Source organism: Melittangium boletus DSM 14713, assembly GCF_002305855.1.
Taxonomy (GTDB): domain Bacteria; phylum Myxococcota; class Myxococcia; order Myxococcales; family Myxococcaceae; genus Cystobacter; species Cystobacter boletus.
The window spans coordinates 3,055,640-3,080,985 of the sequence record NZ_CP022163.1 but is presented as its reverse complement, the minus strand read 5'-3'; the positions used below and the strand labels follow the sequence as shown (position 1 = coordinate 3,080,985).

The window sequence follows — 25,346 nt, the reverse complement described above, 5'->3', positions numbered from 1 at the left end:
CCCGCACCCACGCGGGCCTCAGAGCCCGCCGATGCCCAGGAGGCCCTCCAGGCCCCGGAACTCCTTGGACACGGTGGCGTGGATGACGATGTTCTCCAGGCGGATTTCCAGGGGCAGCGGCTGCGTGCCGATGCCCGCGCGCGTGATGGTGTTGCTGACGATGATCCACACGCGCTGCTTGCCCAGGGCCTGCGTGAGCGTGGGCGAGGTGACGGAGACGTCCGAGCGCTCGCCCGGCTTGAAGACGCGCGGGGGGTAGAGCAGGTCCCCCGCGGTGGCGTAGTACGCGGGCAGTTGGCTCTCGCTGTAATAGAAGAGGGGCTCGTCCGGCACGGCGGTGCCCGTGAGGGATACCTTCGCGGACGTCTCCAGCGTGAACATCGTCGAGGGGTTGTAGACGGCGAAGGTGGCGCTCACGTCATTGATGAGGACGTCCAGCTCCTGGGTCTCATCGGGCAGGTCGACGGCGACCTCGACGTAGACGGGGTCTCCAATCGAGGTGATGGGGATGGTGGCGTTCGTGGGCTCCGAGTCCACGGCCATCTGGGCGGAGCACGCGGCGAGCAGCAACGGGCAGAGGAGGGCCAGGCTGAGGCGTTTCATTGGAAGGTCCAGGACAGGTCGAAGGCGGGCAGGAAGGGAATGCGGCCGTCGTTGTAGGGCAGCAGGGCTTCGGTCACGTCCACATAGGCCACGCCGAGTGAGACGCCCAGGCCCTCTCCCGCGTAGCGCAGGCCGAGCGCGCCGCGCAGGGGATGGCCCACCTTGTTCACGCGCACCCCCAGCTCGCCCACGACGGCGAAGCGGTGGGCGAAGTTGAACACCACCGCGCCGGTGGCGGTGGTGGAGGTGGTCTGGTAGCGCGAGTGGCGCAGCTCGGCCTGCACGAGCAGGGGGCCGAGCACCACGCCATAGAGCGCGTAGGCGCTGGGGCCGGAGAAGTCCACGTCGAAGCTCTTCACCTGGGACGCCTGGCGGGAGATGGCGTCGGCGACGATGGAATTGCCCAGGAACTGGGTGTAGCGCGCGCCGACGACGAAGCGGTGACGCCCCGCCTCGATGCCCCAGCGCAGGCCCACGTTGGCCGCGAGCGCCGCGTCCGCCAGGAGCGAGGTGTCCACCACGATGCCCAGCGCCAGGGGCAGGGCGGTGCGCTGCAGGCCGATGACCGCGTGCTTGATGGGGGCGGCCTCGTCGGTGGCGAGCAGCCGCGCGTTACCGGTATGGGAGAAGGCGTGCGCCCGCGTCGCGGGGACCAGGACGGTGAGCGCACACAGAAGAAGTCCGGCGGCCTGGGAAAGGCGTGGACCGGGGAACACGGTTCGAGGTTTCAACCCACCTGCTCCTTGGGAAGGGAGAGCAGGGGTGTACCGCGCCCGGGCATTCCCGTGCCACCCACACCCAGGGTCCAGGGAAGCTGTTGTCCGCTCCTCGATTCAATGCGTATTGCACCTTTTCCGGCGGGGGCGTACCGACAGGCACCATGAGGGATTCCAATGAAGCGGTTCGAGCCCGGGTGCTGGAGCTGCTCAAGCGCCATGGCTGGAACGCCACGTCCTTCCAGGTGGTGGAGCCGGGCTACCTGTACTGGTTCGACGGCGACGACGCCTGCGTGGCGTACGTGGATACGGGATGGGCGTGGGTGACGGCGGGCGCGCCCATCGCGCCGGTGGAGCGGTTGGCGGAGGTGACGGCCCGCTTCCAGGCCCGGGCGGCCGAGGAGGGCCGGCGCGTGTGCTTCTTCGCCGTCGAGCAGCGGCTGCTCCAGGCGGTGCCGCTCCGGGCGCTGACCATCGGCGAGCAGCCGGTGTGGGACCCCCGGTATTGGGAGCGGAGCGTGCGCGAGAGCCGTCACCTGCGCGAGCAACTGCGCCGCGCACGGGCCAAGGGCGTGCGGGTGCGCGAGGTGTCCGCGCGGGAATTGGAGACGCCCGGCTCTCCGGTGAGGGTGGGGGTGGATCGGCTGATGGCGCGCTGGTTGGAGTCCCGGCGGATGGCGCCCATGGGCTTCCTGGTGCAGCTCACGCCCTATGAGCAGGTGGACGAGCGGCGCTCCTTCGTGGCCGAGCGCGACGGGGAAGTGGTGGCCTTCCTGTCGGCGGTGCCGGTGTACGCGCGCAATGGGTGGTTCGTGCAGCACCTGCTGCGCGACCGGCGGGCGCCCAACGGCACCGTGGAGACGCTGGTGGACGCGGTGATGCGGGACGCGGCGGCGGAGGGCCGGAGCTACCTGACGCTGGGGCTCGCGCCGTTGTCGGGGGCCGTGCCGGGTTGGCTGCGCGTGGCGCGGCGGCTGGGCAAACCCTTCTATGACTTCGAGGGCCTGCGGGCCTTCAAGACCCGGCTGCGGCCCCATGCGTGGGATCACATCCACCTGGCGCGGCCCGCCGCGGCCTCGGGCGCGCTCGCCTCGGTGTATGACGCCCTCTCCGCGTTCGCTCAGGGCGGTCTGCTGCGCTTCGGGGGCGTCACGCTCCTGTGCCGGCCCCAGCTCCTCGTCTGGCTGCTCGCGGTGCTGCTCGTCCCGTGGACGATGCTGCTCGCCCTGCCGACGACGACTCCCTACTTCCCCTCGCGGCTCGTGCAGGGCGCCTGGGTGCTCTTCGACGTGGGGCTGACGGTGGGGCTCTTCTCGCTCGTGCGGCGCTGGCGGCGGGGCCTCGCCTCGCTGCTCGCCTCGGCCATCAGCGCGGACGCGTGCGTGACGTTGCTGGAAGCCGTGCTCTACAACCTTCCGCGCGTGCGAGGGCCCGTCGACTGGTTCGTCATGGCGGTGGCGGTGCTGGGCCCTTCCCTGGCGGCCGTCCTGCTCCTCTGGGCACGCGAGCACCCGACGCTCCAACCCGCCTGAGCGCGGGCTACTGCCGGGTGTCCTCCTCGGAAGGCAACGAGGTGCGCGTGGGCGCGAGGTACACATCCACGCCCTGGACCCGATCGACCCGGTGGAAGTGCACCATGTAGTCCCGCCGTGCCGGTGAGCCCTGTCCGAGCTCGAAGTGGGTGTCCCCCACGTTCGCCACCGTTCCCAGCTTGCGGCCGGTCCGGTCCCTCACCGTCATGCCCTCGTGGATGTCTCCCGGGTCGATCATCTTGGGTCCTCTCGTTGGAAGCGTCGGGTCCAAGAGTTCAACACCTGGGGAGACACCCCACTGCCGAGGTCCGCTCGTCCGAGAGACGGCCCTCGCTGGCGCCCGCTAGCCCGGCTGGCAGACCTGCCGGAGGATATCCAGCGTCTCGAGCGCCTTGCCGGCGCCCATCACCACGGCGGACAGCGGATCCTCCGCGAGGAACACGGGCAGGCCCGTCTCCTCGCGCAAGAGCGTGTCCAGGTTCTTGAGCAGCGCGCCACCCCCGGCGAGCACGATGCCCCGGTCGGCGATGTCTCCGGCGAGCTCCGGCGGCGTGCGCTCAAGCGTGAGCTTCACCGCCTCGACGATGCCGTTGACGGGCTCGGCGAGGGCGTCACGCACCTCGTCGCTGCTCACCGTGAGCGTGCGCGGCACACCGGCCACCAGGTCGCGACCCTTGATCTCCATGGTCATGACCTCCTCGGTGGGGTACGCGGTGCCGATGCCCATCTTGATGAGCTCCGCGGTGCGCTCGCCGATGAGCAGGTTGTACTTGCGCTTGACGTACTGGATGATCGCCTCGTCCAGCTTGTCGCCGCCGATGCGCACGCTCTTGGCGAACACGATGCCGGCCAGGCTGATGACGGCCACGTCGGACGTGCCGCCGCCGATGTCGACGATCATGTTGCCGCTGGGCTCCGTCACCGGCAGGCCCGCGCCGATGGCGGCCGCCATGGGCTGCTCGATGAGGTACACCTCGCGGGCCCCCGCGTTGGCGGCGGCCTCGCGCACGGCGCGGCGCTCCACTTCCGTGATGCCGGAGGGAATCCCGATGACGATGCGGGGACTCACCAGCGACTTGCGGTTGTGCGCCGTCTGGATGAAGTAGCGCAACATCGCCGCGGTGATCTCGAAGTCGGCGATGACGCCGTCCTTCATGGGGCGGATGGCCACGATGTTGCCCGGTGTGCGGCCGAGCATCTCCTTGGCCTCCTTGCCCACGGCGAGCACCTTCTTGCCGCCGCGCGCGTCCTGCTGGACGGCCACCACGGAGGGCTCGTTGGACACGATTCCCTGACCGCGGATGTAGATGAGCGTGTTGGCCGTGCCCAGGTCGATGGCGAGGTCACGCGAGAAAAGAGTGTGGAGCCAGTCGAACATACGGGGGCGGGAACTTTCCGGAGTACGGCGTCAATTCCCCTCACACATCAGGGGCGCGCGGCAACCTACTACGGGGGGGCCGATGCAGGAAGAAAAGGCAACTGTCAAGAGGTGGGCCCGGCTGGTGGGCGTCCGTCCCTCTCCGCCTCTCGTTCGTTTTCCTGAAAAAACAAGAAACTCAGGCGGTGGATTTCCGCTCGTTCTCCTCGGCGAGCAGGAAGGTCTCCGCGGCCTCACCGGCGTCCTGCTCGGGGGAGACGGCCTGGGGGTGGTGGGGCTCGCTGACGCTGCCAGCCTCCACGGCGTGGCGGTACTCGGGCGTCTGGCGCAGGGCCTCGCTGGTGACGTGCAGCAGGGCCTCGCGCGCGGGCTCGAAGAGCAGGCCGGCCGCGTACCAGAAGGGGGCGTAGTCCAGGCGGATGAGCCCCTTCACGTTCCAGCCCCGCTTCTCGTAGTCCCAAGGGCAGCGGCCGAGCACCTTGCGCAACACCCATCCGGTGGCGAACTCCGCGCCGAAGATGACGGCGGTGTAGGCGAGCGCCCGGAGGGGACGGGGCAGGAAGCGCAGCCGGTCATGGAGGAACTCCATCCCCAGGGCCGTGGCGCCGTAGATGGGATGCATCCAGAGGTAGGTCTTCGCCGTGCCGTGTCCGTCCCGTTCCAGCAGGGCGGCGCCCATTCCGGTGAAGCACACCTCCATCACCCAGCCGGCACACCCATAGAGGACGAATCGCGGTAGCACTCCGCGAATCTAGGACGCCTCTCCCCCAAGGACACCTGGACCCGGGGGCCGACAAGGCCGGTGCACCGTGGGGCCGCCCATCAGCGAACACTCGAGGCGGGCACGGGTGTAGGTGCCCCGGTGCGTCAACGCTTGAGGGCGTATTTGCCAATGACGTAGAGCGCGCGGACGCCGTCCTTCCAGCCAATCTTCTTGCCCTCCTCGAAGGTGCGCCCGTGGTAGCTGATGGGGACCTCGAAGATGCGCCAGCCGCCGCGCGCCACCTTGGCGGTGATTTCCGGCTCGAAGCCGAAGCGGTTCTCCTCCACCTGCACGGAGCGGATGACCTCGGCGCGGAAGGCCTTGTAGCAGGTCTCCATGTCCGTGAGGTTGAGGTTGCTGACCATGTTGGACAGCGTGGTGAGGAACTGGTTGAGCACCGAGTGCCAGAAGTAGAGCACGCGCCTCGGCGTCCCGGTGAAGCGGCTGCCGAAGACGACGTCGGCTTCTCCATCCAGGATGGGCTGGATGACGCGGGGAATGTCGCGCGGGTCGTACTCGAGGTCGGCGTCCTGGACGATGAGGATGTCGCCGGTGGCCTCGGCGAAGCCCCGGCGCAGGGCGGCGCCCTTGCCCTGGTTCTTCTCCTGGAAGACCACGCGAATCTCGTTGCGGTTGGCGGGGCTCGCGCCCGCGGCGCTCAATCCCTCGGAGGCCAGCCGATGGAGGAATTCGCGGCTGCCGTCTCGCGAGCAGTCATCCACGAGGACGAGCTCCTTGGGGAAATCCACCGCGGAGACGCGACGGATGATTTCGGCGAGCGTGGGGATCTCGTTGTAGACGGGAATGATGACGGAGACGAGCATGACGGCTGGGGGCTCTAGCCGATTTTGACGCTCCGCGCGACTCTTCGGTGCACGGGCGTCAAGCCGCCCGGCGCAGGGCCTCCAGGAGGGATTCCAGGTCCGCGTCGGTGGTGTGCGGGTTGATGAGGGTGGTGCGCAGCCACACCCGTCCGGCCAGCGTGGTGCGCACCAGGTAGAAATCCCCCCGCGTGACGAGCGTGTCGCGCAGGCGGACTTGCAGCGCGTCGAGTTCCGTCTCGGACAGGCCCCGGGGCGTGTGCCGGAAGCAGACGATGTTGCAGTCGGGCCACAGGGCCAGTTCGAAGTCCCCGGCGGCCGTCAGGCGCTCGGCGAAGCGGCGCGCCAGGTCGAAGCTGCCCGTGACGGCGTCCGCGAACACCCGCGTCCCCAGGACCTTCAGGCACGTGTACAGCTTGAGCGCCATCATCTCCTTGGTGCACTCGAGCGTGCGCAGCGCCACGTCGTTCCAGGGGCGGTGGGCCTCGCCGTGGAAGAGGTAGGAGGCTTCCTGGGCGAAGGCCTCGAAGGAGCGCTGGCCCTCGCGAAAGAGCACGGCGGTGATGAGCGCGGGCATCAGCATCATCTTGTGCGCGTCCCACACCACCGAATCGGCGCGCTCGATGCCCTTCACCTGGTGGCGGTAGCGGGGGCTGAGCGCGGTCGAGGCGCCGTGCGCGCCATCCACGTGGAACCACAGCGCGTGCTTCTCGCAGAAGTCCGCCACGGCCTCGAGCGGATCGAACGCGCCCGTGGAGGTGGAGCCGGCGCTGGCCACCACGGCGATGGGATGACGGCCGGCGCGCCGGGCCGAGGCGAGCGCTTCCTCCAGGGACTCGGGGCGCAAGCGGTAGTGGGCGTCCACGGGCACGGGGGTGACGCCCCCGGCGCCCCAGCCCATCACCCGGGTGGCGCGGGCCAGGCAGTAATGGGCCGTCTCGGGCACGAGCACGGTGAGCGGCGGCCCGGCGCTGGCGCCTCCATTCCACGCGTCGAAACCGGCCTTCGCCTGGCGCGCGGCGAGCAGGGCGGTGAGGTTGCCCGCCGAGCCCCCCGAGGTGAGCACACCGCCCGCGCCTTCTGGCATGCCGAGCACCCGGGCCATCCAGCCGAGCACGTTGTGCTCCATGGCGGTGGCGACGGGCCCCATCTCGTAGACGGCCATGCCGTTGTTGAGGAACGAGGAGATGAAGTCACACAGGGCCGCGAGGGGCAGGGGCGAGGACACCTGGTGGCCCACGTAGCGCGGGTGGTGCAGGTGGTGCGAGGCGTCCACCACGCGCGAGAGCAGCGCCGAGGCCTGTCCCAGGACATCCGCCGAGGGCTCCTCGGGGAACTCCGCGGGGAAGCCCGCGATGTGGGTTTCCGGCGGGGCCCAGGGCAGCACGGGTCCCTCGCGCCGGGTGGTGCGGGCCAGGTGGTCGGCGAGCGTGTCCACCAGGTGATGGCCCAGGCGGCGGAAGGTCTCGGAATCGTAGGCGTCCATGGGCCGCTGCATGGCGCCAAGACGGCTGGGCGTCAATGAGCCAGGAGGCGTGGGGCCCGCCCGAGCCCCTGCTTTCCGGGGATGCGGGCGCTGTCTTCATCCCTCGGGATGTGGCTCCGAGGAGGCGGGCCCACCTTTTGGGAAGAGACTTCTTCTCTTCGGACAGGGAGCGGTGCCATGCGTCTTTCGGATGCGAACCTGAGGGGACGGACCATCATCGGCGCGGATGGAAAGGTCATTGGCGAGGTGGGGACCTTGTTCCTGGACAGCGCGACCCTCCGGGTGGAGTCCTTCCAGGTGAAGCTGGACCGGGAGATCGCCGACCTGCTCGGGACTCCGCGCAGCATCTTCCGCCAGGGCATCATCGAGGTGCCCGTCAGCATGGTCCAGTCGGTGGGCGACACCCTCGTCCTGTCCGTCTCCGTGGAGGGGCTGCGCCAGGTGCTGCCCGCCCATCCGGACGCGGCTTCCATGCACTAGGCGGGCGAGCGAGGGGCGTGGCGCCACCCGTGCCGCTCCCCATCGAACTCCAGGTGCCCCACCTTGTGTCCACGGAGTCATGCCCACGGAGTCATGCCCACGGAGAGATGACCATGGAGACACATTGGTGGGATTCCCCCTTCGAGCGGCGGTCAATCCAACACGCCATGAAGGTGCGGGACGAGGACGGGACGGTGCTGGGGAGGGTAGCGGGAATCGGACAGACGGTGCTGTTCATGCGCAAACGCTTCTCGCGCCAGCTGTGGGCCGTGCCCCTGTCCCATGTGGAGCGGGTGACGGGCGAGGGCGTCTATGTGTCGGGCAAGGCGTTCGGCGCGCTGGAGCCCGTGGGAGACCGGTTGCGCACCGAGGTGGTCACGGCCATTCACCCTCTGACGGAGCCCCCGCACGAACCCTCATGAGGATGGTGCGCCCCGGGCCTTTTCATGCTTGAAGGAACGGCCATGTCCTCCATCGAGAGTCTGTCCCAGAGGGTGTCCGCGGCATTCGCCGACCGGGCGAAGCTGAAGGAAGCGGAGTACGCGGCGGCGGTGCGCGAGACGCTCGCGCTGCTCGACTCCGGCGCGTTGCGCGTGGCGGAGAAGACGGCCGAGGGCTGGAAGGTGAATGCCTGGGCCAAGGAGGCCATCCTCCTGTTCTTCGCCCTCTCCGAGATGAAGGTGATGGAGGTGGGGCCCTTCGAGTTCTTCGACAAGATTCCGTTGAAGAAGGGGCTGGAGGCGGCGGGCGTGCGGGTGGTGCCGCCCGGCGTGGTGCGCTACGGGGCGCACGTGGAGCGCGGCGCCGTGGTGATGCCCGGCTACGTGAACATCGGCGCGTACGTGGGCGCGGGAACCATGGTGGACACCTGGGCCACGGTGGGCAGTTGCGCGCAGGTGGGCCGCAACGTGCACCTGTCCGGTGGCGTGGGGCTCGGGGGGGTGCTCGAGCCGCCCACGGCCTCGCCCGTCATCATCGAGGACGGTGCCTTCATCGGCAGCCGGTGCATCGTGGTCGAGGGCGTGGTGGTGGAGGAGGAGGCGGTGCTGGGCGCCAACGTGGTGCTCACGGCCTCCACGCCCATCATCGATGTCTCGGGTCCCGAGGAGAAGGTCTTCAAGGGCCGCGTGCCGGCGCGCAGCGTGGTGATTCCAGGCATGAAGGAGAAGAAGTTCCCGGCGGGCAGCTACATGGTGCCGTGCGCGCTCATCATCGGGCAGCGCAAGGAGAGCACCGACAAGAAGACGAGCCTCAATTCGGCACTGCGCGACTTCGCGGTGTCGGTGTAGGCGCGGGCCAGGGCAGCGGGTGGAGACGCCACCCCAAGGAGCGTGGTGATGATTGTGGGTGGGAAGCTGTCCTGGCGGATCGTCCTGCGTTACACGGGCCGGCCCGTGGTGATTCACGTGCTGCTGGCCACCTGTGTGGCGCTGGCCTACCAGGAGTTCGACGTCACCTTCCTGGCGGTCCCGGCGCTGCCCGTCACGGTGCTCGCCGCGACCATCGGCATCCTGCTGACCTTCCGCAATAACTCCGCCTACGACCGCTGGTGGGAAGCGCGCACGTTGTGGGGCTCGCTGGTGAACACGTCGCGCACCTTCGCCCGGCAGGTGCTCACCTTGCTGCCCATCCCCGAGGGCGCCGCGCAGGTCAACACGTCCTCCTCGCCCACCACGCCCCTGATGCGCACGGCGGTGGAGCCCAAGCCCGCCGTCACGCTCGGCGCGAGCGACGGCGCCGTGCGCGACCGCTTCGGCAAGGCGCGGGGGGCCTACCTCTATACCCTCATGCGCTCGACCCACACCGCCGAGGTGAAGCACGCGGAGGATGTCGTCGACGACCCCTCGCGGCCCTTCCGGGCCCCCTGGGAGGGCATCACCTCGGACGCACGGGAGCTGGTGTACGCGCAGATCGGCTTCGTGAACGCCTTGCGCCACCACCTGCGGCGCCAGGATCCCTTCCCCTCGCTCGAGCCCTTCTTCCGCCCGGCCGTGCTGGAGGCGCTGCGCGAGGAGCAGAACGTGCCCACGGCCATCCTCATGTGGGCCTCGGCGCGCCTGCGCCGCGTCTTCGCCGAGACGCCCGGCCCCGAGGCCATGCTCCGCCTGACCATCCTGGACGGCTCGCTCAGGGAGTTGATGAACATCCTGGGGGCTTGCGAGCGCATCAAGAACACGACCATTCCGCTCCAGTACGACGTGCTGCCGCGCGCCATGGTGCGTGCCTATCTGGTCCTCCTGCCGCTCGGAGTGGTGTCCGAGCTGGGGATGCTCACGCCCCTCGTCACCGCCGTCATCGCCTTCCTCTTCATCGCCATGGACGCGGTGGGCCGTGACGTGGAGGCGCCCTTCGAGGATGGCTACAGCGACACGCCCATGACGGCGCTCTGCCGCACCATCGAGATCAACCTGCGGCAGATGCTCGGGGAGAAGGAGTTGCCGCCCCCCTTGCAGCCCGAGGACGGACTGCTCTACTGAGGGCCCTCGGGAGCCCTCCGCATGACCGACCTCGCCACCCGCCTCGCGCAGTCCACCCTGGCCCTGTGCCGCATCCGCAGCCCCATCGGCGAGGAGAAGGCGCTCGCCGACCACGTGGAGGGCTGGGCGCGCGCCCATTTCGCTCCCTCCGAGGTGTTCCGGTTGGGGCACTCGTTCGTGCTGGGCAACCTCCAGGACCCCCGGCCGACGGTGGCCTTCGTGGGACACCTGGACACCGTGCCCGCGCACCCGGAGGACCGCGAGCCGCGCATCGAGGGCGAGCGGGTGTTCGGCCTGGGCGCCTCGGACATGAAGGGGGGGCTGGCGGTGATGATGGCGCTGGCGGAGGACCTGCCCCGCGCGAAGCTGCCGGTCAACCTGGTGTGGGTGCTCTACGAGCGCGAGGAGGGCCCCTACCTGGAGAGCGGACTGGGGCCGTTGTTCGACGCGCGCGAGGCGCTGCGGCGGGTGAAGTTCGGCATCGCCATGGAGCCCACCGATGGCGTGGTGCAGGTGGGGTGCGTGGGGACGCTGCACGCGAACCTGCGCTTCCAGGGCCGCAGCGCGCACTCGGCGAGGCCGTGGCAGGGCGAGAACGCCATCCACAAGGCGGGTCCCCTGCTCGCCCAACTGCTCACCCGGCCCCGGCGCGAGGTGGCGCACGGCGGCTTCACCTTCTACGAGGTGATGAGCATCACCAAGGCCTCGGGGGGACGGGCGCGCAACGTGGTGCCGGAGTCCTTCGAGCTGAACCTCAACTACCGCTTCGCGCCAGGCAAGACGGTGGCCCGGGCGCAGGAGGAGGTGCGCGAGCTGGTGGGGGACGCGGCGGAGGTGTCCTTCACGGACCTCGCTCCGAGTGGCCGGGTGTGCGCGGACAACCCGCTCTTCCAGCGGTTGATGGCGCTCACGGGCCTGCCCGCCGCCTCCAAGCAGGCGTGGACGGACGTGGCGCGCTTCTCCGAGTTCGGCGTGGACGCGGTGAACTTCGGTCCCGGGGAGACGGCCCAGGCCCACCAGGCCAACGAGAGCGCGCCCATTCCCGCGCTGGCGCTGGCCCATGAGAAGCTGGCGTTGTTCCTCACCCAGGCGGGCTGAGACCGGGAGCGTCCGGTGTTGGGAGGGTGATGAGTCCCTCGTTGCGACGTCTGGTGGTGTTGATGGTGCTGATCGCCATCCTGGTCCTCGACTGGCGTCCGGACTCCCGGTTGCTCAGCGAGCCGGCGCATCGGCGTGAAGAGGACCGCCCCCTGCCCGAGGACGCCGGGGGCGTGGCGACCCCGGCGGCGCGCTCGCCCCGCTCCGCCCATCTGGACACGAGACGTCAGCGGCTGCCGGGTCAGCGTCAGGCGGCCCGGCGGCGGCACTCGCTTCATTGAACCGCTACCGCCAGAAGCCCACCGAGATACCGAAGTTGGAGTAGCGCCGGGACACGTCGAAGGACGCCGTCAGTGCCCAGTCGTCTAGGTAGCGGACCAGGAACAGCTCGAAACCCCCCGTCAGGTGGGGCCGCAGGGGGCGATCCGGAAAGGGCGAGGGCTCCAGGAAGGCCCCCAGGCGCGTGCGCAGCCGCCCGGGAAACGATTCGTGCTCCATGCCCAGGCGCGGCTGGAGCATCGACCGGGCGCCCACGTACTCGGGCGACGTCAGGGACGTGAAGGAGTGCACCGACACCGCGTTCTCCACCGAGGAGATGAGATCCACCTGCGAGCTGATGAGCCACCGGCCCGGGATGGCCTGGGGGTCATCCTCGGTGGGCACCTCACTGAAGTGCGCGCCCTCGAGCATCTGCTGGCGGGCCGCGGGGGACAGCCGGTTGTACAGCTCCGCGCCTTGACCGAGCCGCCAGCTCACCCCCAGCGAGACCGTCGAGGGAGACACCACGGCCGAGTAGATCTGCCGGCCCGCGATGGTGGCGGGCTGTCCCAGGGCGCGCTGCCAATCGCCGAGCAGCTCCGGCCGCACCGACAGGCCCACCCGGTAGGGCCGTCCATGGGGCCGGTAGAGCACGTCCAGCGCGACGCCCGTGTTGCCATAGAACCAGTTGCCCTCGGGCTTGTAGCTGAGGATGGCCTGCCCACTGTAGATGCCGAAGCCGAGGATGAAGTCGTCCCGGCCGAGCGCGATCGCTCCCGCGAGCGAGGTGTGGAGCAGCGACACGCGGATGAGATCTCCCGGGTCGCACGAGGCCGTGTTGCAATAGCCGATGCGGTAGTTGCGCAGCGAGAAGCCGAAGCCCACGTTGCGGTACTGGAGCGTGAACGAGCCGATGAGCTGCAGCGTCTCGGGCGCGTTGTCGGGCTGGCCGTCGTTGTCCAGGTCCTTGTCCTGCACCTTGGACAACGGCAGATCCAACCAGGACAGGGTGACGCCCACGTCCCAGTCCTTGTCCAGCCGGGGCGAGCGGTGGGCGAGCGCCGCCAGGTTGCTCGCGAAGCCCACCACGCCCTCGGCGATGCCCACGTAGGCGCCCCCGAGCCCCACCACCCGCGAGGAGCCCATGAGCAGCCCGGGGTTGAGGTACAGCCGCTCGGGCCGGGTGACCGCGGGCGCGTCGTCCTGCGCCCGCGCTCCCGAGCCCGCCAGCAGCACCCACGCGACGAGCAGGCCCGCGCGCATGTCAGCTGGCGACGGCCACCTGGGCGAACAGCGAATCCGCCTCGGCCGCCAGCTCCGTGTCCCGCGAGGTGATTCCCCCCGCGTCGTGCGTCACCAGCGCCAGCGTCACCTTGCGCCAGCGGATGTCGATGTCCGGGTGGTGATCCGCCGCCTCGGCCACCTTCGCCAGCCGGTTCACGAACTCGATACCGGCGAGGAAGTTGGGGGCCTCGTAGGTACGGCGGAGCATCCCTTCCTCGTGCTTCCAGAGGGGATAGCGGCCGAGGAAGCGATAGAGCTCCTCGGAGGTCAACTTCGTCGTGTCTCGCGCCATGATCCGCCTTCCTTTCCTACGCGCGCTCCACCGCGCGCCGCCACTTGGTGAGGTGCCGCTCGCGGGCCTCGGCCTTCATCTTCGGCTTGAAGACCTTGCCCACCTTCCACGCCTTGCGGATGGCGTCCGTGCTCGTCCAGACCCCCGCGCCCAGGCCCGCGAGGAACGCCGCCCCCAGGCTCGTGGTCTGCAGGTTCTGCGGACGCACCACCTCGGTGCCCAGCATGTCCGCCTGGAACTGCATCATCAGGTTGTTGGCCGACGCGCCCCCATCCACCTTGAAGGAGGGAATCTCCCGGCCACTGTCCCGCCGCATCGTCTCGGCCAGATCGTGGATCTGCATCGCCACGCCCTCGAGCGCCGCGCGCGCCAGGTGGGCCGCCGTGGTGGAGCGGTCGATTCCGCCGAAGAGGCCGCGCGCCTCGGGCCGCCAGTGCGGCGCCCCCAGCCCCGCGAGCGCCGGGACGAACACCACGTCCCCGCTCTCCTTCACGCTCGCGGCCAGCGGCTCCACGTCTCCTGACTTCTTGATGACCTTGAGCCCGTCGCGCAGCCACTGCACCGCGGCGCCGGCGATGAAGGAGGAGCCCTCGAGCGCGTACGTCGTCTTGTCCCCGATCTTCCAGGCCACCGTGGTCAGCAGCCCCGACCGCGACTTCACCGGCACGTCGCCCGTGTTCATCAGCAGGAAGGCGCCGGTGCCATAGGTGCACTTGGCCTCGCCGGGCGAGAAGCACGCCTGGCCGAAGAGCGCCGCCTGCTGGTCGCCCGCCATGCCCGTGAGCGGAATTCCATCCGGCAGCGAGCGCATGCCCTTCGTGGTACCGTAGGCGTCGACCGAGCCGCGGATCTCCGGCAGGCACGCGGCGGGCACGCCCAGCAGCTCGCGCATGGAGTCATCCCAGGCGAGCTTGCGCACGTCCATGAGCAGGGTGCGGCTGGCGTTGGTGACGTCCGTCACGTGCGACTGGCCGCCGGTCATCTTGTAGACGAGCCAGGTGTCCACGGTGCCGAAGCAGGCGTCTCCCTTCTCGGCGCGTTTGCGCGCGCCCTTCACGTGTTCGAGCATCCAGGCGAGCTTGGTGCCCGAGAAGTAGGGGTCCAACACGAGGCCCGTCGTCTCGCGCACCCGGGGCTCCTCGCCCTTCTCGCGCAGTTGCGCGCAGCGCTCGGAGGTGCGCCGGTCCTGCCACACGATGGCGGGGGCCAGGGGCTTGCCACCCTCGCGCAGCCACAGCCCCGTCGTCTCGCGCTGGTTGGTGATGCCCACCGCGGACAGGTCCTTGCCCGTGAGTCCCGCGTCCTTGAGCGCCGCGCGGATGCACGTCTCCACGCTGGCCCAGATTTCCTCCAGGTCGTGCTCCACCCACGAGGGCTTGGGGAAGTGCTGGGTGAACTCCCGATAGGCATCGCCCACCACCCGGAGCTTGTCGTCCAGGATGGAGACGTGCGTTCCGGTGGTGCCCTGGTCCACTGCCAGCACGTACTTCGCCTTCGCCATGGGGATGAGTCTCCTAGAAGGGGGGCTGCTTGGGGTGTACGCGGGCGCACCATAGCCGAGCCAAGGCCCTTGGCACGTGCGGCGAGCGGTCCTAGGGTGGGGAGTCATGCCCTCGGTGAAGGAATTACGGGCGCGGGCCCGGGTGGATGTCCAGGCGTTCCAGTCGGAATTCGGCCCCGTGGCGCTCATCCAGCAGCCCCCCTCCATGGTGTTCCAGAAGGTGGCCCAGCAGATGGGACGCTCGCGCACGGTCTTCATGGCCCATCGCTCGCGGCTGGCGGACCGGCTCGTGTCCATGCTGCAGGGCTTCGAGCACCTGCAGGTGCTCTTCCTCCAGCCCGTCTCGGAGGGGCAGGTGTTCGCCGTGGGCCGGCTGGAGACCAGCTCCCTGGTGGTGCATGACCCGTCCGTCTCCAAGTTCCACGCGCTCCTGCGCTGGAGCGCGGCGGACAACACCTGCTACGTGCGCGACTCGGGCTCCATGAATGGCACCTACGTCAACACGGTGCAGTTGGGCGAGGAGGAGCAGCAGTTGTGGGACGGGGATGGACTGGCCTTCGGCGACGCCCAGTTCCTCTATGTCAGCACCCAGACACTGCACGCCCACCTGACCACGGCGGTCCCCGCGGCCGCGCGCTGAGCCTCGCGCCCCGCATTCGTCGACTTCCTGGCGTCCGGGTCGCGCTTTTGGGGGGCGGGCCCTTGCTCGCGGGAGCGCATGCCTAGTTTGTTGGGTGTGCCATTGGGGGCATGGCCGAGGAGGCGAGTGTGAAGAGTCTCATCTTCGAGGAGCTGAACGGCGGAGCGAGTTGCCGGACGTACCTCATCGCCTGTGCGCGCACGCGCGAGGCCATCGTCGTGGATCCGGTGCTGGAACTGGTGCCGGTCTATCTCCAACGGCTCGGGAGGGACCGGCTGCAACTGCTCGCGACGGTGGACACCCACACGCACGCGGACCACCTGTCCGGAGGTCGCGAACTCGCGCGCCTGCCGGGTGCGCTGTACGTGGGCGCCCCCATGGCGGCGGTGGATCGCACGCTGCGCGACGGCGAGTACATGAACGTGGGAGACATCCGCGTGAAGGTCTGGGCGAGCCCCGGCCACACGGCGGACGGCCTGGTGCTGCTCCTGGAGGACCGGGTGTTGACGGGGGACACCCTGCTCATCGGCTCCTCGGGCCGCACGGACCTGCCCTCGGGTGATGCCGAGGCCGCGTATGCCAGCCTGGATCGGTTGCTCACGCTGCCCTCGCACATGCTCGTGTACCCCGCTCATGACTACGGTGGGCGCACGTTCAGCACCATCGGCCATGAGCGCGTCACCAACCCGCGCCTGCGCATGGACCGCGCCGCCTTCATCGAGGAGATGAACACGCGGCGCATGGTCCCGCCCTCGCGTCTGGCGGAATCACTCGCGTACAACTCCCGGCCGCGCGAGGCCGGGGAGACGGCTCCTCGGGAAGAGGCGTTCCTGATCTGAGACGGGACGGGTATCTCCTGGCCCGGCGCTCCCGCTGGGGGCGCGTCCAGGAGGTATGCGATGAGGAGTTTCCCGTGGGCGGGCCCGTTGCTCGCCCTGGCCCTGTTTGCCACGGGCTGCGCGTCGATGACACCCCCGCGCGGTCCGGGGATGTACTCGCGTGAGATGCGCCGAGGGGCCGCTGTTCTGGTCTCCCATCCAGTCGGAACGGAGGGCGCCGGAAGGAGGAGCGTTTCCCCTGCGGCGGTGGAGGTCGCGCGGACCCGGCAAGCGCTCAGGGATGCCCTCCATGACGTGTCGGGTTCCACGCGCCGCATCGCGGACGCTCTCTCCAGACTCGCGGCCAGTCCGGGGGGCATGGGGGGCCGCTCCGATGGTCTGTTCGCCCAGCACATCGTGTATGGCGCACGGCAGTTGCGGTGGCTCGAAGTCGCTCTCAAGGGAGCCACCCGGTGGGTGCAGGTGGCCTCGGAGGTCGATGACCCGGAGATGGGACTCGCCCTGCTGCGCCTCTCCGGTCCACGACTGGAGGCCGCGCTGTTCGGCTCCATGCTCCTGGCCGCCTGGAGCGACTTCCTGAACCTCGAGGACGTGGTGCTCCGGCAATGCCCCTTCTACAGCGTGGAGAAGCTGTACGTGGACATGGAGCACGTGCGGGAGATGCTCGAGCCCTCCATGAGGGCGCTGTCGTCCCTGGAGCCAGGGCGGGTCGAGGCCACGGCGGCCGGGGTTCCTGGGCTGATGGGCGAACTCACTCGCGAATTCCAATCGACCCGTGAGGGAGTGCGCGTGTCGGCCGAGCGCGTCAATCGGGTCATCGTGGCGGCGCAGGTCGTCGAGATGCTGTCGATGGTCTCGACGATGAGACTTTCCCCGCCAAGGCCGCCGCCAGCCGCGCCCGCCATGCTGGGCGTGGGCCTGGTGATGGGAGCCGACGGCGTGATGATGGGGACGCGGGTGGTCGTCTCCGCCGAGTGGGTGGAGATGATGCGCCGGCTCGTGCGAGCGGGCGTCATCTCCGTCCCGGTCGTCAGTGCCGCGGTCCGCGTCCAGGCGGGTCAGGTGCTGATGTCGCAGTCGCACGACGAGTTGCCACGGGGCGTGCGAGACGCGCTGGGTGACAGCCCCGAGGTGCGCGGGATGCACCAGACGGGGAGCGCGGGAGCGGGAATGGCCGAGCCACCACGGCACCACGTCCTGCCGCGAGAGCACCGCGAGTGGTTCGAGCAGCGTGGCTTCACCGGTGAGATGAGCATCGACCAGTTCTGCGTCGAGATGGAGCAGGCGCACCACGAGGCGATTCATGGAGGTGGCAACTGGCGTCAGGGTCGAAAATGGCCCGGCGAATGGAACCAGATGATCATGAAGGCGCTGCGCGACGCTGAGATGCTGGCTGGTCGGATGTTGACGCGGAGCGAGGTCTTGGGAACAGTCGCGTTTCACATGAAGCGCTACAACCTTCCAATGGACTTCAGGCCCTGGAGAGGAAGATGACCCGTGGTCATGCTTGGCGTGGCCACTGGAGGGTCCGCCTATACGAGCGGGTTCGCGAGCGCGGTTACGATTCGCTCACGGCCTTCGCCGATGCCCGTCCCACAGCCTCGCTAGTGGAATTGGCCGAGGAACTTGGCGAGGAAGACATCGCCGGTGTGCAGGTATTCAGCGGACTGGTGGCTGAGGCGGAGCGTACCCATCGGCTCACGCGGTTGGTGCGCGGACAGCTCGTGCGTGAGCTGTCGGAAGGTCTGCCCGAGGGCTGGCCCGCCGTGTTGGACGATACAAACCGTTTCAAGGTGGCCAAGACGCTCAGCGCGTGGATTGCCTACACTCCAGAAACCCATGAGGAGCGAGTCCGGCAGATCAGCGCAGCACTCATTGCCGCTCCGCCGCCGCCCGGCTGGCGCCCGCTCAGTCCTGATGACGAATTGCTCCGCACGCTTCTGCCTGACGAGGAAGTCTGACTGGCTAATAGGCATGCGATGAGGATTTTCCCGTGGGCGGGCCCGTTGCTCGCCCTGTCCCTGTGGGCCACAGGCTGTGCGTCGATAGCACCAACGCGTGGTCCGGGGATGTACTCGCGTGAGCCGCTCCGAGGGGCCGCTGTTCTGGCCTCCCATCCGAAGCCCGGGGCGGGTGCTGGATGGAGGAGCGTTTTCCCAGAGGCCGCACGGACCCGGCAAGCGCTCAGGGATGCCCTCCATGACGTGTCGGGTTCCACGCGCCGCATCGCGGACGCTCTCTCCAGACTCGCGGCCAGTTCGCGGGGCACTGGCGGCCGCTCCGATGGTTTGTTCGCCCAGCATGCTTGGAGAGGGCAATGACCGACGGACGTGCTTGGCAAGGCAACTGGAAGGACCGCCTGTACAAACGGGTCCGCGAGCGTGGTTTCGCTTCGCTCACGGCCTTCGCCGAGGCTCGACCTGCCATTCCGCTATATGCCTTGGCCGAGGAGCTTGGCGAGGAGGATGTTGCCGCAGTGCAGGTGTTGAGCGGGTTGCTCGCTGAGGCGGAACAGTGCAACCAGGTCACTCGCTTTGAACGTGATGTGCTCGTGCGTCAGCTATCCCAGAGTCTCCCCAATGGATGGCCGCCTGTGATGGATGACTCATCGCGTTTCGCAGTCGCCAAGGCACTCGCTCGCTGGATTGGATACACCCCAGAAGTCCATCAGGAGCGCGCCAGGCAGGTCATGGCCGCGATTCTTGCCAGGCCCCCTCATCCTGGTTGGCGCCCGCTTGGCCCCGACGACGAATTGATTCGCATGTTCTGGCCAGACGAGGATACTTGATCGGTAGAACTCTACGGCTTGGAGGTGGCAGTGGGCGACGGACATGCTTGGCGGGGCCACTGGCGGGTCCGCTTATATGAGCGGATCCGCGAGCGTGGTTATGCTTCGCTTACCGCTTTCGCCGAGGCGCGCCCTGCTGTCCCGCTGTATGTGCTGGCCGACGAACTGGGAGCGGACGATGTCGCTGCAGTGCAGGTGTTGAGCGGATTGTTCTCCGAGGCGGAGCAGCGCAAGCAGGTCACACGTTTGGTGCGCGACGTGCTCGTGCGTGAACTGTCCGAGTTCCTTCCAGAGGGCTGGCCCGCCGTGCTGGACGACGCAAACCGCTTCAAGGTTGCCAAGGCGCTTGGTTTTTGGTCCGCCTACACCCCTGAAACGCATGAAGAGCGTGTCAGGCAGGTCGGCGATGCGCTTCTCGCCACGCCGCCGCCACCCGGTTGGAGGCCACTCGGTCCTGATGACGAGTTGCTCCGTACGCTCCTGCCCGACGAGGAGGCTTGAGCGGCTAACGAGTCCAGGGCAGGCTCACCGGGAAGAGTGCTACCGCTCCACCAATGGAGGTAGATTGTCCTCATGGAGTTCTCGAAACAACTCCTTGAGGTGTGCCTCGAGGTGAACCTCTGCTTTCGGACGAGCCTTGTGAAAGCCCAAATCGAATTTCCAGCCTGACATCAAGAGTGCCCAGAATGGGGCGTTGGCGGTGTGGCCACCAAAAGCAAGCTCGTTCATCCGGCGCCGGAGGTTGTTTGCCCTGCCGATGTATACGATGGGACAGGCAATGCCTTGTTGGTTCATCGCGATCCGATCTACCCGGGCGAGTCTGCGAACATAATAATCGGTATCGGTCCAGGCTTGTTCCTTTCCTAGACCAATTTCAGCGAACAACTCTCCACTCACCTTGTCCATGCGACTTCTTGCCTTCATGAAGGCTGAATCAAGGAAGTTGGATTTCACTCGTGAGAGATTGGGCGTGCCTATCTTGCTGACGCGTAGGGTGTATACGCCTGAGTCCTTGGGCACTTCGGAGAATGGTCCGTTCTCGTGTTGTACGGCGTCTGTCAATGGAATCCAGTGGTTGAGTTCCGCGGAGAGGAGCTTCCCATTGCACATGGTTTGTTCCTGATCGTAGGGCTTCAGCGTTCCCTCGGGGCATGGTCCCCGTAGCCTGTCAGCTCCACGTATCCCTGGCCCCGTACGCTCTGGCCATCGTGAGCCCCCGATACGCGCACCGCGCCTTCCCAATAACGCACGCTCACCGGCAACTCCTGGTCGGCGAGCGCGGGCGTCACTTCCAGGTCGAGGCCCTGGGTGGGCACCGCGAGCCGCCAGCGCGCCGGGTACTCCACACCCCTGCGTGGACTCTTCCAGGTGCCGAGCACGTCCAGGCGCACGTCCTCGCGCGACAGGTGCACCGGCTCGCCCTGCGCGGGGACGAAGGTGCCCGAGGTGAAGGGGTCCACCGTGCCGTCGCGGTGGCGGAGCTGGTAGTACATGAGCTCGCTCCCATCCGAGAGCTGGAGCGAGAACCAGTCCCAGCCCACCGAGTCCTCGCCGAGCGCCGCCGTGCTCCACTCGCGATCCATCCAGCTCTCGCCCGTCACCTCGTGCGTGCGTCCCTCCACCGTCACCTGCCCGCGCGTGGGCATTCGGGTGAGCGAGTAATAATAGGAGGCGTTGCCCGCTCCAGGCCCCTTCTGGCTCAGGCCCCGGTCTCCCTGGAGCACGGGGGGCTTGCCCGCCTCCAGCACGAGCGACAACGCCATGTCTCCACTGCGCGCGGTGATCCGCATGGGCGGGGCCTCGCTCCCCACCGCCTCCGCGCTCCAGTCCTCCAACCACACCCGGAAGGGCGCGGCGCTCGCCCCCGCGAGACCCAGGGCGCTCCGGCTGAAGCGCTCGGAGGCATGGAAGCGCCCCGTGCCGAGGTCCGACAGCGTCAGGTGCCCCATGTAGATCTGCCGCGTGCTCCACGCCGACGTCCCCTCCGGCTCCCCCGGTGCCAGCGCACTGCGAAAGAGGGTGAACTGGTAGCCGAACGCATGCCCATCCGCCGTGGCGAGGTGGCCCGTCCAGTACCACCACTCGTTGCGGAACTCCGGGTGGGGACCGTGGTCCTCCGGGAAGTGGAAGTCCCGGGGCTCGAGGGCGCGCGCATAGCCCTCCAGTCCCCGCGCGGGAGCGCCGAGTGCGTCCGCCACCGTCATCGTCGGGGCCCGCTCCGGAGGGGGAGCGGCCTCGCGAGAGACCCAGGCGGCGCCCGCTCCAAGCGCCCCGAGCACCAGTCCCACGCCGATGATCAATCCGATGCCTCGCCGCATCATTCCTCCCTCAGCGCCTGTGCGGGGTTCGCGCGCGACATCTTCCAGGACGGGTACAGGCCCGCGAGCGCCGCCGCGAGCAGCGCCAGTCCCAGCGCCTGGAGCAGCACCTCGGGGGATACCACGAGCTGCAAGGACCAGCCGAAGGAGCGCTGATTGATGACGTGGACGAGCACGTACGCGAGCGCCACGCCCAGGGGCAGCGCGAACAGCCCCGCGAGCACGCCGAGCAGACCCGTCTGGAGCGACACGAGCGCCCACAGTTGGCGCGGGGTGAGCCCGGTGGCGCGCAGCACGGCGAACTCGCGGGCGCGCTCGAGTTGCAGGGCCATGAGGGCGCTGAGCACGCCCACGAAGGCCACGCCGATGGCCAGCAGCCGCAGCACGTGGGTGATGGTGAAGGTGCGGTCGAACACCTCCAGGCTCGTCGCGAGCAGCGCCCGGTTGGAGCGCAGGGTGAGCTCCTGCTCGCCCGCGACGCGCTCGCGCACCCGGGCGACGAGCGCGTCCACGTCCTCTCCCGGCGCCGCGTAGAGGGCCACGCCACTCACGCGCCCGTCCTCGAAGTGCGCGAGCCACGTGGCGCGCGTCATCAACACCGTGCCCGCGTCCGAGCCATAGTCATAGTAGACGCCCACCACCCGGAAGGAGGCGGGGCCCTTGTCCGTGGCCAGCTCCACGCGGCCGCCCACGCCCACGCGGCGATGGAAGGAGAAGGGCTCGGAGACGAGCACGGCGTCGGGCGCGTCCAGCTCCTTCCACACGGTCTCTGGGTTGCCCTCCTTGAAGCGGTAGGGTCGTGCGGTCGTGCCGCCGAAGTCCACCGCGCGCACGTCCGTGAGCACGCCGCCCACGCGCACCTGGGCCGAGCGCATCGTGCTGCTGCTGGCCACGCCCGGGGTGTCACGCACGCGCTCGGCGAGCCCCGGGAGGAAGGCGGCTCCTCCGCGCCGGGCGACGAGCGAGGGCGGCGACACATAGACGTCCGCCTGCAACGAGGAGCCGAGCCAGTCCGCCACGGTGCCCCGGAAGCTCGTCACCATCAGCCCCACGCCCACCGTGGTGGCCACCGCCACCATCAGCGCCGCGAGCGCCACGGCGGTGCGGCTGAGGCTCGCCGTCACGCCCCGCGCCGCCATGCGCCCGAGCAGTCCAAACGCGCGGCCCAACGGTCCGGCCGCCCCCTGGGCCAGGAGCGCCGTGAGCCCCGGCACCAGCAGCGACGCGCCGAGCAGCACGGAGAAGAGCCCCGCGTAGGCGGGCAGCAACTCGGGGGTGGGCAGCATCAGCAATCCCACGCCGAGCACGAGCACCCCGAGTCCCGCCAGCGCGAGCCGGGGTGCTCTTCCCCGTGTCACGTCCTCCAGGGTGGAGCGGCGCAGGGTGAGGGCGGGGGCGGAGCGGGCGGCCTCCCACGCGGGACGCAGCGCGGCGGCGAGCGTGGCGCCGAGTCCCAGCAGCACGCCCTTGCCCAACGTGAAGGGCTCCAGCGCGAGTCCCCGCACGCTCACGGACATATAAAGGTCGTTGATGGTCTGGGTGACGAGCACCACCAGGCCCCGGCCGAGGAGAATCCCCAGGAGCACGCCGCCCACGGTGCCCACGAGGCCCAGCACGCCCGCCTCGCCGAGCACCAGCGTGAACAGCTCTCCCCGGGTGACGCCGAGCGCGCGCAACCGGCCGAGCTGTTCGCGCCGCTGCACCACGGAGAACGTCATGGTGTTGTAGATGAGGAACGTGCCCACCACGAGCGCGAGCAGGGACAGCGCCGTGAGGTTGGTGCGGAACGCCCGGGTCATCTGCGCCACCGCGTTGCCGCGCGCCTGGGGCCGAACGACTTCCACGCCCTCGGGGAGCCGCAGCCGCGCGAGCGTGACCTCGGCCGTCGCCTCCGGGAGGATCAGGTCGATGCGCGTGAGGCGCCCCTCGTGTCCGAGCAGTTCCTGCGCCGTGGAGATGTCGGTGAGCACCAGGCCCTCCATGGCGCGGGCGGTGCCCTCGTCCCCGGGCTCCAGGACGGCGAGCACCCGCAGTTGCTTCGTCACGCCCTCCACGCCCACGTCGAGCGCGTCTCCCGCCTTCACGCCCAGGGCGCCGGCCGTGCGTCGCGTGAGCAGCGCGGCACCGGGCTCGGTGAGGAACGCGCCCAGGTCCACCTCGGCCCTGGATTGGGGCACGTAGGCGCGGAAGGGCGCCTCGGAGAGTGGATCCACCCCGAGCACGGTGAGGGGCCGCTGGTCTCCGCCGAGCGCGCGCACGGAGCCCTCCACCATCGGCGCGGACACGGGCGCGCCGGGCAGCAGGCGGAGGTCGCGGTACACCGTCTCCGGCAGCCCCGTGGGTCCGCCGATGAGCTGGTGCGTGGCTCGGCCCGTCACCGTGTCCGTGGAGCGCTCGAAGGCGCGCATGGCGCTCGCGTTGGCCAGGTCGATGGACACCACCACCGCCACGCCCAGCGCGATGCCCAGGAGCGACAGCGCCGTGAGCCACGGATGGCTTCCCAGGTGGCGCAGGCTCGCGCGCGCGAGGAGGCGCTGACTCACGGCCGCACCGCCTGCTCGATGAGCCGGCCCGCTTCCAGCCGCAGCACCCGGTGGGCGCGCGCCATCAGTCCCGGATCATGGGTGACGATGAGGGCGCAGACGCGCTCGCGGCGCGTGAGGTCTTCCAGCAGGTCCAACACCTTGCGCCCGGTCTGCTCGTCCAGGTTGCCCGTGGGCTCGTCCGCCAGGAGCAGGGGCGGAGCGTGGGCGAGCGCCCGGGCCACGGCCACGCGTTGCTGCTCGCCGCCGGAGAGCCGGTCCGGGAAGCTCGCGGCCCGGTTGCCCAGGCCCACGGTGCCCAGGAGTTCGCGCACCCGGTCGCGCGAGGCGGCTCCCGTGCGTCCCGTCAGCTCCAGGGGCAGGAGGATGTTCTCCTCCACCGTGAGCGTGGGAAGCAGGTTGAAGGCCTGGAAGATGAAGCCGATGCGCTCGCGGCGCAGGAGCGTGCGCGCGTGCTCGCTCATGTGGCCCAGGTCCTGGCCCGCCACCCGCACCGTGCCGCGCGTGGGTTGATCAATCCCGCTGATGAGGTTGAGCAGGGTGGACTTGCCCGAGCCGCTGCGGCCCAGCAGCACGGTGAACTCGCCCGCGTTCAGCGTGAGGTTCGTGCCCGCGAGGACTTCCCGCACGGCATCGCCCTCGGCGTAGGACTTGGAGACATCGTGAAGCTCGACCACGGGGGAGGGAGCGGACATGCGGGAGAGTGCCTAATGCAGACGCCCGCCGCATGCACGCTCCGTGTGGAGGATGGCTCCCTGGTCACTCCGGAGGCGTGCTCAGCTCGCGCAGCTTCTCCAGATCGATGATCTCGATCTCCCCGTAGCGCAGCCGCACGGCGCCCTGGGCCTCCAGGTTCTTGAGGAGCTGGTTCGTCGTCTGCCGGGAGATGCAGAGCATCATCGCGAGCTGTTCCTGGCTCACCCCGATGACCCGGCTGCTGTGGGTGTGCCGGTCCCCATAGTTCTGGATGATGTGAAGCAGGCGCCGGGCGAGCCGGACGGGCACGGGCAGCAGCGCGTTCTCGTCCATGCCCAGGAGCGCGACCCGGAGCTGTTGGGCCATGAGCCGGCCGAACTCGAACCAATAGGCGGGCTGCTCCTGGACCAGGGTTTCCAGCGCTCTTTGGGGCACGTGGACGACGACGGAGGGCCCATCCGCGATGGCGTCATGGGTACGGGGCAGGCCGTCGAACAGGGAGATTTCGCCACTCCAGGAGGGGGGCTCCAGGAGCATGAGCAGGGATTCCTTCCCGGAGGGCCCCACGCTCCTCAGTTGGATGGCGCCATCCACCATGCCATGGATGCCCCCGGGCGGATCTCCCCGGGAGAACAGGTGTTGGCCCGTCTTCAGGGTCCGGAGCACGCCCGCCCGGAGCAGCTTTTCCTGCAATCCGGCCGGCATGGCTCGAAACCAACTGCCGGTGCGGAACAGCTCCAGGTAGTCGAGTGCTGTGCGGTCGGGCTTCATGTCGGACGGCGGCCTCTCCGGTTCACTGTTTCGCGACTCTGTCGCGGCGGCGACAGAGTTTG

28 protein-coding genes are annotated in these 25,346 nt (G+C 69.1%); 13 read left to right on the top strand and 15 right to left on the bottom strand.

The annotated features are described in order from the left end of the window. Positions 1–18: 18 nt before the first annotated feature. Positions 19–603, bottom strand: a complete 585-nt coding sequence (locus MEBOL_RS12835) for a hypothetical protein (RefSeq protein WP_095977704.1) — start codon at positions 601–603, stop codon at positions 19–21. Continuing rightward, entirely contained in the window at positions 600–1,334 is a 735-nt protein-coding gene (locus MEBOL_RS12830; protein WP_157774913.1) for a hypothetical protein, read from the bottom strand. The genes MEBOL_RS12835 and MEBOL_RS12830 overlap by 4 nt, the downstream gene beginning before the upstream one ends. A gap of 149 nt (positions 1,335–1,483) precedes the next feature. On the opposite strand from MEBOL_RS12830, the gene MEBOL_RS12825 reads away from it, so the two are divergent. Continuing rightward, the gene (locus MEBOL_RS12825; RefSeq protein ID WP_095977702.1) at positions 1,484–2,851 is read left to right on the top strand and encodes a DUF2156 domain-containing protein; all 1,368 of its coding nucleotides are present in this window, start codon (positions 1,484–1,486) and stop codon (positions 2,849–2,851) included. A gap of 7 nt (positions 2,852–2,858) precedes the next feature. Here the strand turns inward: MEBOL_RS12825 and MEBOL_RS12820 are convergent, their stop codons facing one another. The 5 genes from MEBOL_RS12820 to MEBOL_RS12800 form a co-directional block, all read right to left on the bottom strand. Next, positions 2,859–3,089, bottom strand: coding sequence for a DUF2171 domain-containing protein (locus MEBOL_RS12820; RefSeq protein ID WP_095977701.1), 231 nt, complete (start codon positions 3,087–3,089; stop codon positions 2,859–2,861). A 105-nt stretch (positions 3,090–3,194) separates the two neighbouring features. Beyond that, positions 3,195–4,229, bottom strand: coding sequence for a rod shape-determining protein (locus MEBOL_RS12815; RefSeq protein ID WP_002621977.1), 1,035 nt, complete (start codon positions 4,227–4,229; stop codon positions 3,195–3,197). A gap of 178 nt (positions 4,230–4,407) precedes the next feature. After that, positions 4,408–4,971 (bottom strand): putative ABC transporter permease, encoded by a 564-nt coding sequence (locus MEBOL_RS12810; protein WP_218920896.1) that lies wholly within the window; start codon positions 4,969–4,971, stop codon positions 4,408–4,410. Positions 4,972–5,096: 125 nt separating this feature from the next. Beyond that, complete coding sequence (locus MEBOL_RS12805) at positions 5,097–5,816, bottom strand: glycosyltransferase family 2 protein (protein ID WP_095977700.1); 720 nt, start codon at positions 5,814–5,816, stop codon at positions 5,097–5,099. Between the two features lie 58 nt (positions 5,817–5,874). Beyond that, entirely contained in the window at positions 5,875–7,299 is a 1,425-nt protein-coding gene (locus MEBOL_RS12800) for a pyridoxal phosphate-dependent decarboxylase family protein (RefSeq protein ID WP_245919709.1), read from the bottom strand. A 177-nt stretch (positions 7,300–7,476) separates the two neighbouring features. Between MEBOL_RS12800 and MEBOL_RS12795 the strand changes: the two genes are divergently transcribed. The 6 genes from MEBOL_RS12795 to MEBOL_RS12770 all read left to right on the top strand — a co-directional run bounded on the left by MEBOL_RS12795 (position 7,477) and on the right by MEBOL_RS12770 (position 11,635). After that, positions 7,477–7,779 carry a PRC-barrel domain-containing protein gene (locus tag MEBOL_RS12795; RefSeq protein ID WP_095977698.1) on the top strand — a complete coding sequence of 101 codons (303 nt, stop codon included), beginning with the start codon at positions 7,477–7,479 and terminating at the stop codon, positions 7,777–7,779. A 113-nt stretch (positions 7,780–7,892) separates the two neighbouring features. Then, positions 7,893–8,201 carry a hypothetical protein gene (locus MEBOL_RS12790; protein WP_095982744.1) on the top strand — a complete coding sequence of 103 codons (309 nt, stop codon included), beginning with the start codon at positions 7,893–7,895 and terminating at the stop codon, positions 8,199–8,201. Between the two features lie 42 nt (positions 8,202–8,243). Next, positions 8,244–9,068 carry a 2,3,4,5-tetrahydropyridine-2,6-dicarboxylate N-succinyltransferase gene (locus MEBOL_RS12785; protein ID WP_179956410.1) on the top strand — a complete coding sequence of 275 codons (825 nt, stop codon included), beginning with the start codon at positions 8,244–8,246 and terminating at the stop codon, positions 9,066–9,068. Positions 9,069–9,116: 48 nt separating this feature from the next. Next, positions 9,117–10,256, top strand: coding sequence for a bestrophin family protein (locus tag MEBOL_RS12780; protein ID WP_095977696.1), 1,140 nt, complete (start codon positions 9,117–9,119; stop codon positions 10,254–10,256). Positions 10,257–10,277: 21 nt separating this feature from the next. Continuing rightward, a complete protein-coding gene (gene dapE, locus MEBOL_RS12775) occupies positions 10,278–11,354 on the top strand; it encodes a succinyl-diaminopimelate desuccinylase (protein ID WP_095977695.1) in 1,077 nt (358 codons plus the stop codon). Positions 11,355–11,383: 29 nt separating this feature from the next. Further along, positions 11,384–11,635, top strand: a complete 252-nt coding sequence (locus MEBOL_RS12770; protein WP_157774912.1) for a hypothetical protein — start codon at positions 11,384–11,386, stop codon at positions 11,633–11,635. A gap of 4 nt (positions 11,636–11,639) precedes the next feature. On the opposite strand, the gene MEBOL_RS12765 is transcribed toward MEBOL_RS12770, so the two are convergent. The 3 genes from MEBOL_RS12765 to glpK are packed head-to-tail and all read right to left on the bottom strand — an operon-like array spanning position 11,640 to position 14,689. Next, positions 11,640–12,875, bottom strand: coding sequence for a hypothetical protein (locus MEBOL_RS12765; RefSeq protein ID WP_095977693.1), 1,236 nt, complete (start codon positions 12,873–12,875; stop codon positions 11,640–11,642). A 1-nt stretch (position 12,876) separates the two neighbouring features. Further along, positions 12,877–13,188 (bottom strand): 4a-hydroxytetrahydrobiopterin dehydratase, encoded by a 312-nt coding sequence (locus MEBOL_RS12760; RefSeq protein WP_095977692.1) that lies wholly within the window; start codon positions 13,186–13,188, stop codon positions 12,877–12,879. Between the two features lie 16 nt (positions 13,189–13,204). Then, complete coding sequence (gene glpK, locus MEBOL_RS12755) at positions 13,205–14,689, bottom strand: glycerol kinase GlpK (RefSeq protein ID WP_095977691.1); 1,485 nt, start codon at positions 14,687–14,689, stop codon at positions 13,205–13,207. A gap of 106 nt (positions 14,690–14,795) precedes the next feature. On the opposite strand from glpK, the gene MEBOL_RS12750 reads away from it, so the two are divergent. From MEBOL_RS12750 to MEBOL_RS12725, 6 genes are all read left to right on the top strand, one after another. Then, positions 14,796–15,329, top strand: coding sequence for an FHA domain-containing protein (locus MEBOL_RS12750; protein ID WP_095977690.1), 534 nt, complete (start codon positions 14,796–14,798; stop codon positions 15,327–15,329). Between the two features lie 128 nt (positions 15,330–15,457). Then, on the top strand, positions 15,458–16,168 hold the full coding sequence (locus MEBOL_RS12745) for an MBL fold metallo-hydrolase (protein ID WP_170115493.1): 711 nt from the start codon (positions 15,458–15,460) through the stop codon (positions 16,166–16,168). A gap of 294 nt (positions 16,169–16,462) precedes the next feature. Further along, the gene (locus tag MEBOL_RS12740) at positions 16,463–17,662 is read left to right on the top strand and encodes a DUF2380 domain-containing protein (protein WP_342747765.1); all 1,200 of its coding nucleotides are present in this window, start codon (positions 16,463–16,465) and stop codon (positions 17,660–17,662) included. Next, positions 17,659–18,129, top strand: a complete 471-nt coding sequence (locus tag MEBOL_RS12735; RefSeq protein WP_095977687.1) for an NUDIX hydrolase — start codon at positions 17,659–17,661, stop codon at positions 18,127–18,129. Before MEBOL_RS12740 ends, MEBOL_RS12735 begins: the two co-directional genes overlap by 4 nt. A gap of 356 nt (positions 18,130–18,485) precedes the next feature. Continuing rightward, positions 18,486–18,956, top strand: coding sequence for an NUDIX hydrolase (locus tag MEBOL_RS12730; RefSeq protein ID WP_095977686.1), 471 nt, complete (start codon positions 18,486–18,488; stop codon positions 18,954–18,956). A 30-nt stretch (positions 18,957–18,986) separates the two neighbouring features. Then, the gene (locus MEBOL_RS12725; protein ID WP_095977685.1) at positions 18,987–19,457 is read left to right on the top strand and encodes an NUDIX hydrolase; all 471 of its coding nucleotides are present in this window, start codon (positions 18,987–18,989) and stop codon (positions 19,455–19,457) included. A 39-nt stretch (positions 19,458–19,496) separates the two neighbouring features. Here MEBOL_RS12725 and MEBOL_RS41075 read toward each other — a convergent pair whose 3' ends face one another. The 5 genes from MEBOL_RS41075 to MEBOL_RS12705 form a co-directional block, all read right to left on the bottom strand. Next, on the bottom strand, positions 19,497–20,066 hold the full coding sequence (locus MEBOL_RS41075) for a GIY-YIG nuclease family protein (RefSeq protein ID WP_157774911.1): 570 nt from the start codon (positions 20,064–20,066) through the stop codon (positions 19,497–19,499). A gap of 23 nt (positions 20,067–20,089) precedes the next feature. Next, entirely contained in the window at positions 20,090–21,274 is a 1,185-nt protein-coding gene (locus MEBOL_RS12720; RefSeq protein ID WP_095977684.1) for a lipocalin-like domain-containing protein, read from the bottom strand. Then, positions 21,274–23,817: an ABC transporter permease gene (locus tag MEBOL_RS12715; RefSeq protein WP_095977683.1), complete on the bottom strand. Its 2,544-nt coding sequence runs from the start codon at positions 23,815–23,817 to the stop codon at positions 21,274–21,276. Before MEBOL_RS12715 ends, MEBOL_RS12720 begins: the two co-directional genes overlap by 1 nt. Then, on the bottom strand, positions 23,814–24,512 hold the full coding sequence (locus MEBOL_RS12710) for an ABC transporter ATP-binding protein (RefSeq protein ID WP_095977682.1): 699 nt from the start codon (positions 24,510–24,512) through the stop codon (positions 23,814–23,816). Before MEBOL_RS12710 ends, MEBOL_RS12715 begins: the two co-directional genes overlap by 4 nt. 64 nt (positions 24,513–24,576) lie before the next feature. Beyond that, positions 24,577–25,284 carry a Crp/Fnr family transcriptional regulator gene (locus MEBOL_RS12705; RefSeq protein ID WP_095977681.1) on the bottom strand — a complete coding sequence of 236 codons (708 nt, stop codon included), beginning with the start codon at positions 25,282–25,284 and terminating at the stop codon, positions 24,577–24,579. Positions 25,285–25,346: the final 62 nt, after the last annotated feature.

Coding starts and splice junctions, on each gene's coding strand:
- MEBOL_RS12710 (WP_095977682.1), bottom strand. CDS start 24,512: ATGTCCGCTCCCTCCCCCGTGGTCGAGCTTCACGATGTCTCCAAGTCC.
- MEBOL_RS12750 (WP_095977690.1), top strand. CDS start 14,796: ATGCCCTCGGTGAAGGAATTACGGGCGCGGGCCCGGGTGGATGTCCAG.
- MEBOL_RS12705 (WP_095977681.1), bottom strand. CDS start 25,284: ATGAAGCCCGACCGCACAGCACTCGACTACCTGGAGCTGTTCCGCACC.
- MEBOL_RS12835 (WP_095977704.1), bottom strand. CDS start 603: ATGAAACGCCTCAGCCTGGCCCTCCTCTGCCCGTTGCTGCTCGCCGCG.
- MEBOL_RS12730 (WP_095977686.1), top strand. CDS start 18,486: ATGACCGACGGACGTGCTTGGCAAGGCAACTGGAAGGACCGCCTGTAC.
- glpK (WP_095977691.1), bottom strand. CDS start 14,689: ATGGCGAAGGCGAAGTACGTGCTGGCAGTGGACCAGGGCACCACCGGA.
- MEBOL_RS12780 (WP_095977696.1), top strand. CDS start 9,117: ATGATTGTGGGTGGGAAGCTGTCCTGGCGGATCGTCCTGCGTTACACG.
- MEBOL_RS12735 (WP_095977687.1), top strand. CDS start 17,659: ATGACCCGTGGTCATGCTTGGCGTGGCCACTGGAGGGTCCGCCTATAC.
- MEBOL_RS41075 (WP_157774911.1), bottom strand. CDS start 20,066: ATGTGCAATGGGAAGCTCCTCTCCGCGGAACTCAACCACTGGATTCCA.
- MEBOL_RS12785 (WP_179956410.1), top strand. CDS start 8,244: ATGTCCTCCATCGAGAGTCTGTCCCAGAGGGTGTCCGCGGCATTCGCC.
- MEBOL_RS12805 (WP_095977700.1), bottom strand. CDS start 5,816: ATGCTCGTCTCCGTCATCATTCCCGTCTACAACGAGATCCCCACGCTC.
- MEBOL_RS12820 (WP_095977701.1), bottom strand. CDS start 3,089: ATGATCGACCCGGGAGACATCCACGAGGGCATGACGGTGAGGGACCGG.
- MEBOL_RS12790 (WP_095982744.1), top strand. CDS start 7,893: ATGGAGACACATTGGTGGGATTCCCCCTTCGAGCGGCGGTCAATCCAA.
- MEBOL_RS12825 (WP_095977702.1), top strand. CDS start 1,484: ATGAGGGATTCCAATGAAGCGGTTCGAGCCCGGGTGCTGGAGCTGCTC.
- MEBOL_RS12720 (WP_095977684.1), bottom strand. CDS start 21,274: ATGCGGCGAGGCATCGGATTGATCATCGGCGTGGGACTGGTGCTCGGG.
- MEBOL_RS12770 (WP_157774912.1), top strand. CDS start 11,384: ATGAGTCCCTCGTTGCGACGTCTGGTGGTGTTGATGGTGCTGATCGCC.
- MEBOL_RS12765 (WP_095977693.1), bottom strand. CDS start 12,875: ATGCGCGCGGGCCTGCTCGTCGCGTGGGTGCTGCTGGCGGGCTCGGGA.
- MEBOL_RS12760 (WP_095977692.1), bottom strand. CDS start 13,188: ATGGCGCGAGACACGACGAAGTTGACCTCCGAGGAGCTCTATCGCTTC.
- MEBOL_RS12800 (WP_245919709.1), bottom strand. CDS start 7,299: ATGGACGCCTACGATTCCGAGACCTTCCGCCGCCTGGGCCATCACCTG.
- MEBOL_RS12815 (WP_002621977.1), bottom strand. CDS start 4,229: ATGTTCGACTGGCTCCACACTCTTTTCTCGCGTGACCTCGCCATCGAC.
- dapE (WP_095977695.1), top strand. CDS start 10,278: ATGACCGACCTCGCCACCCGCCTCGCGCAGTCCACCCTGGCCCTGTGC.
- MEBOL_RS12795 (WP_095977698.1), top strand. CDS start 7,477: ATGCGTCTTTCGGATGCGAACCTGAGGGGACGGACCATCATCGGCGCG.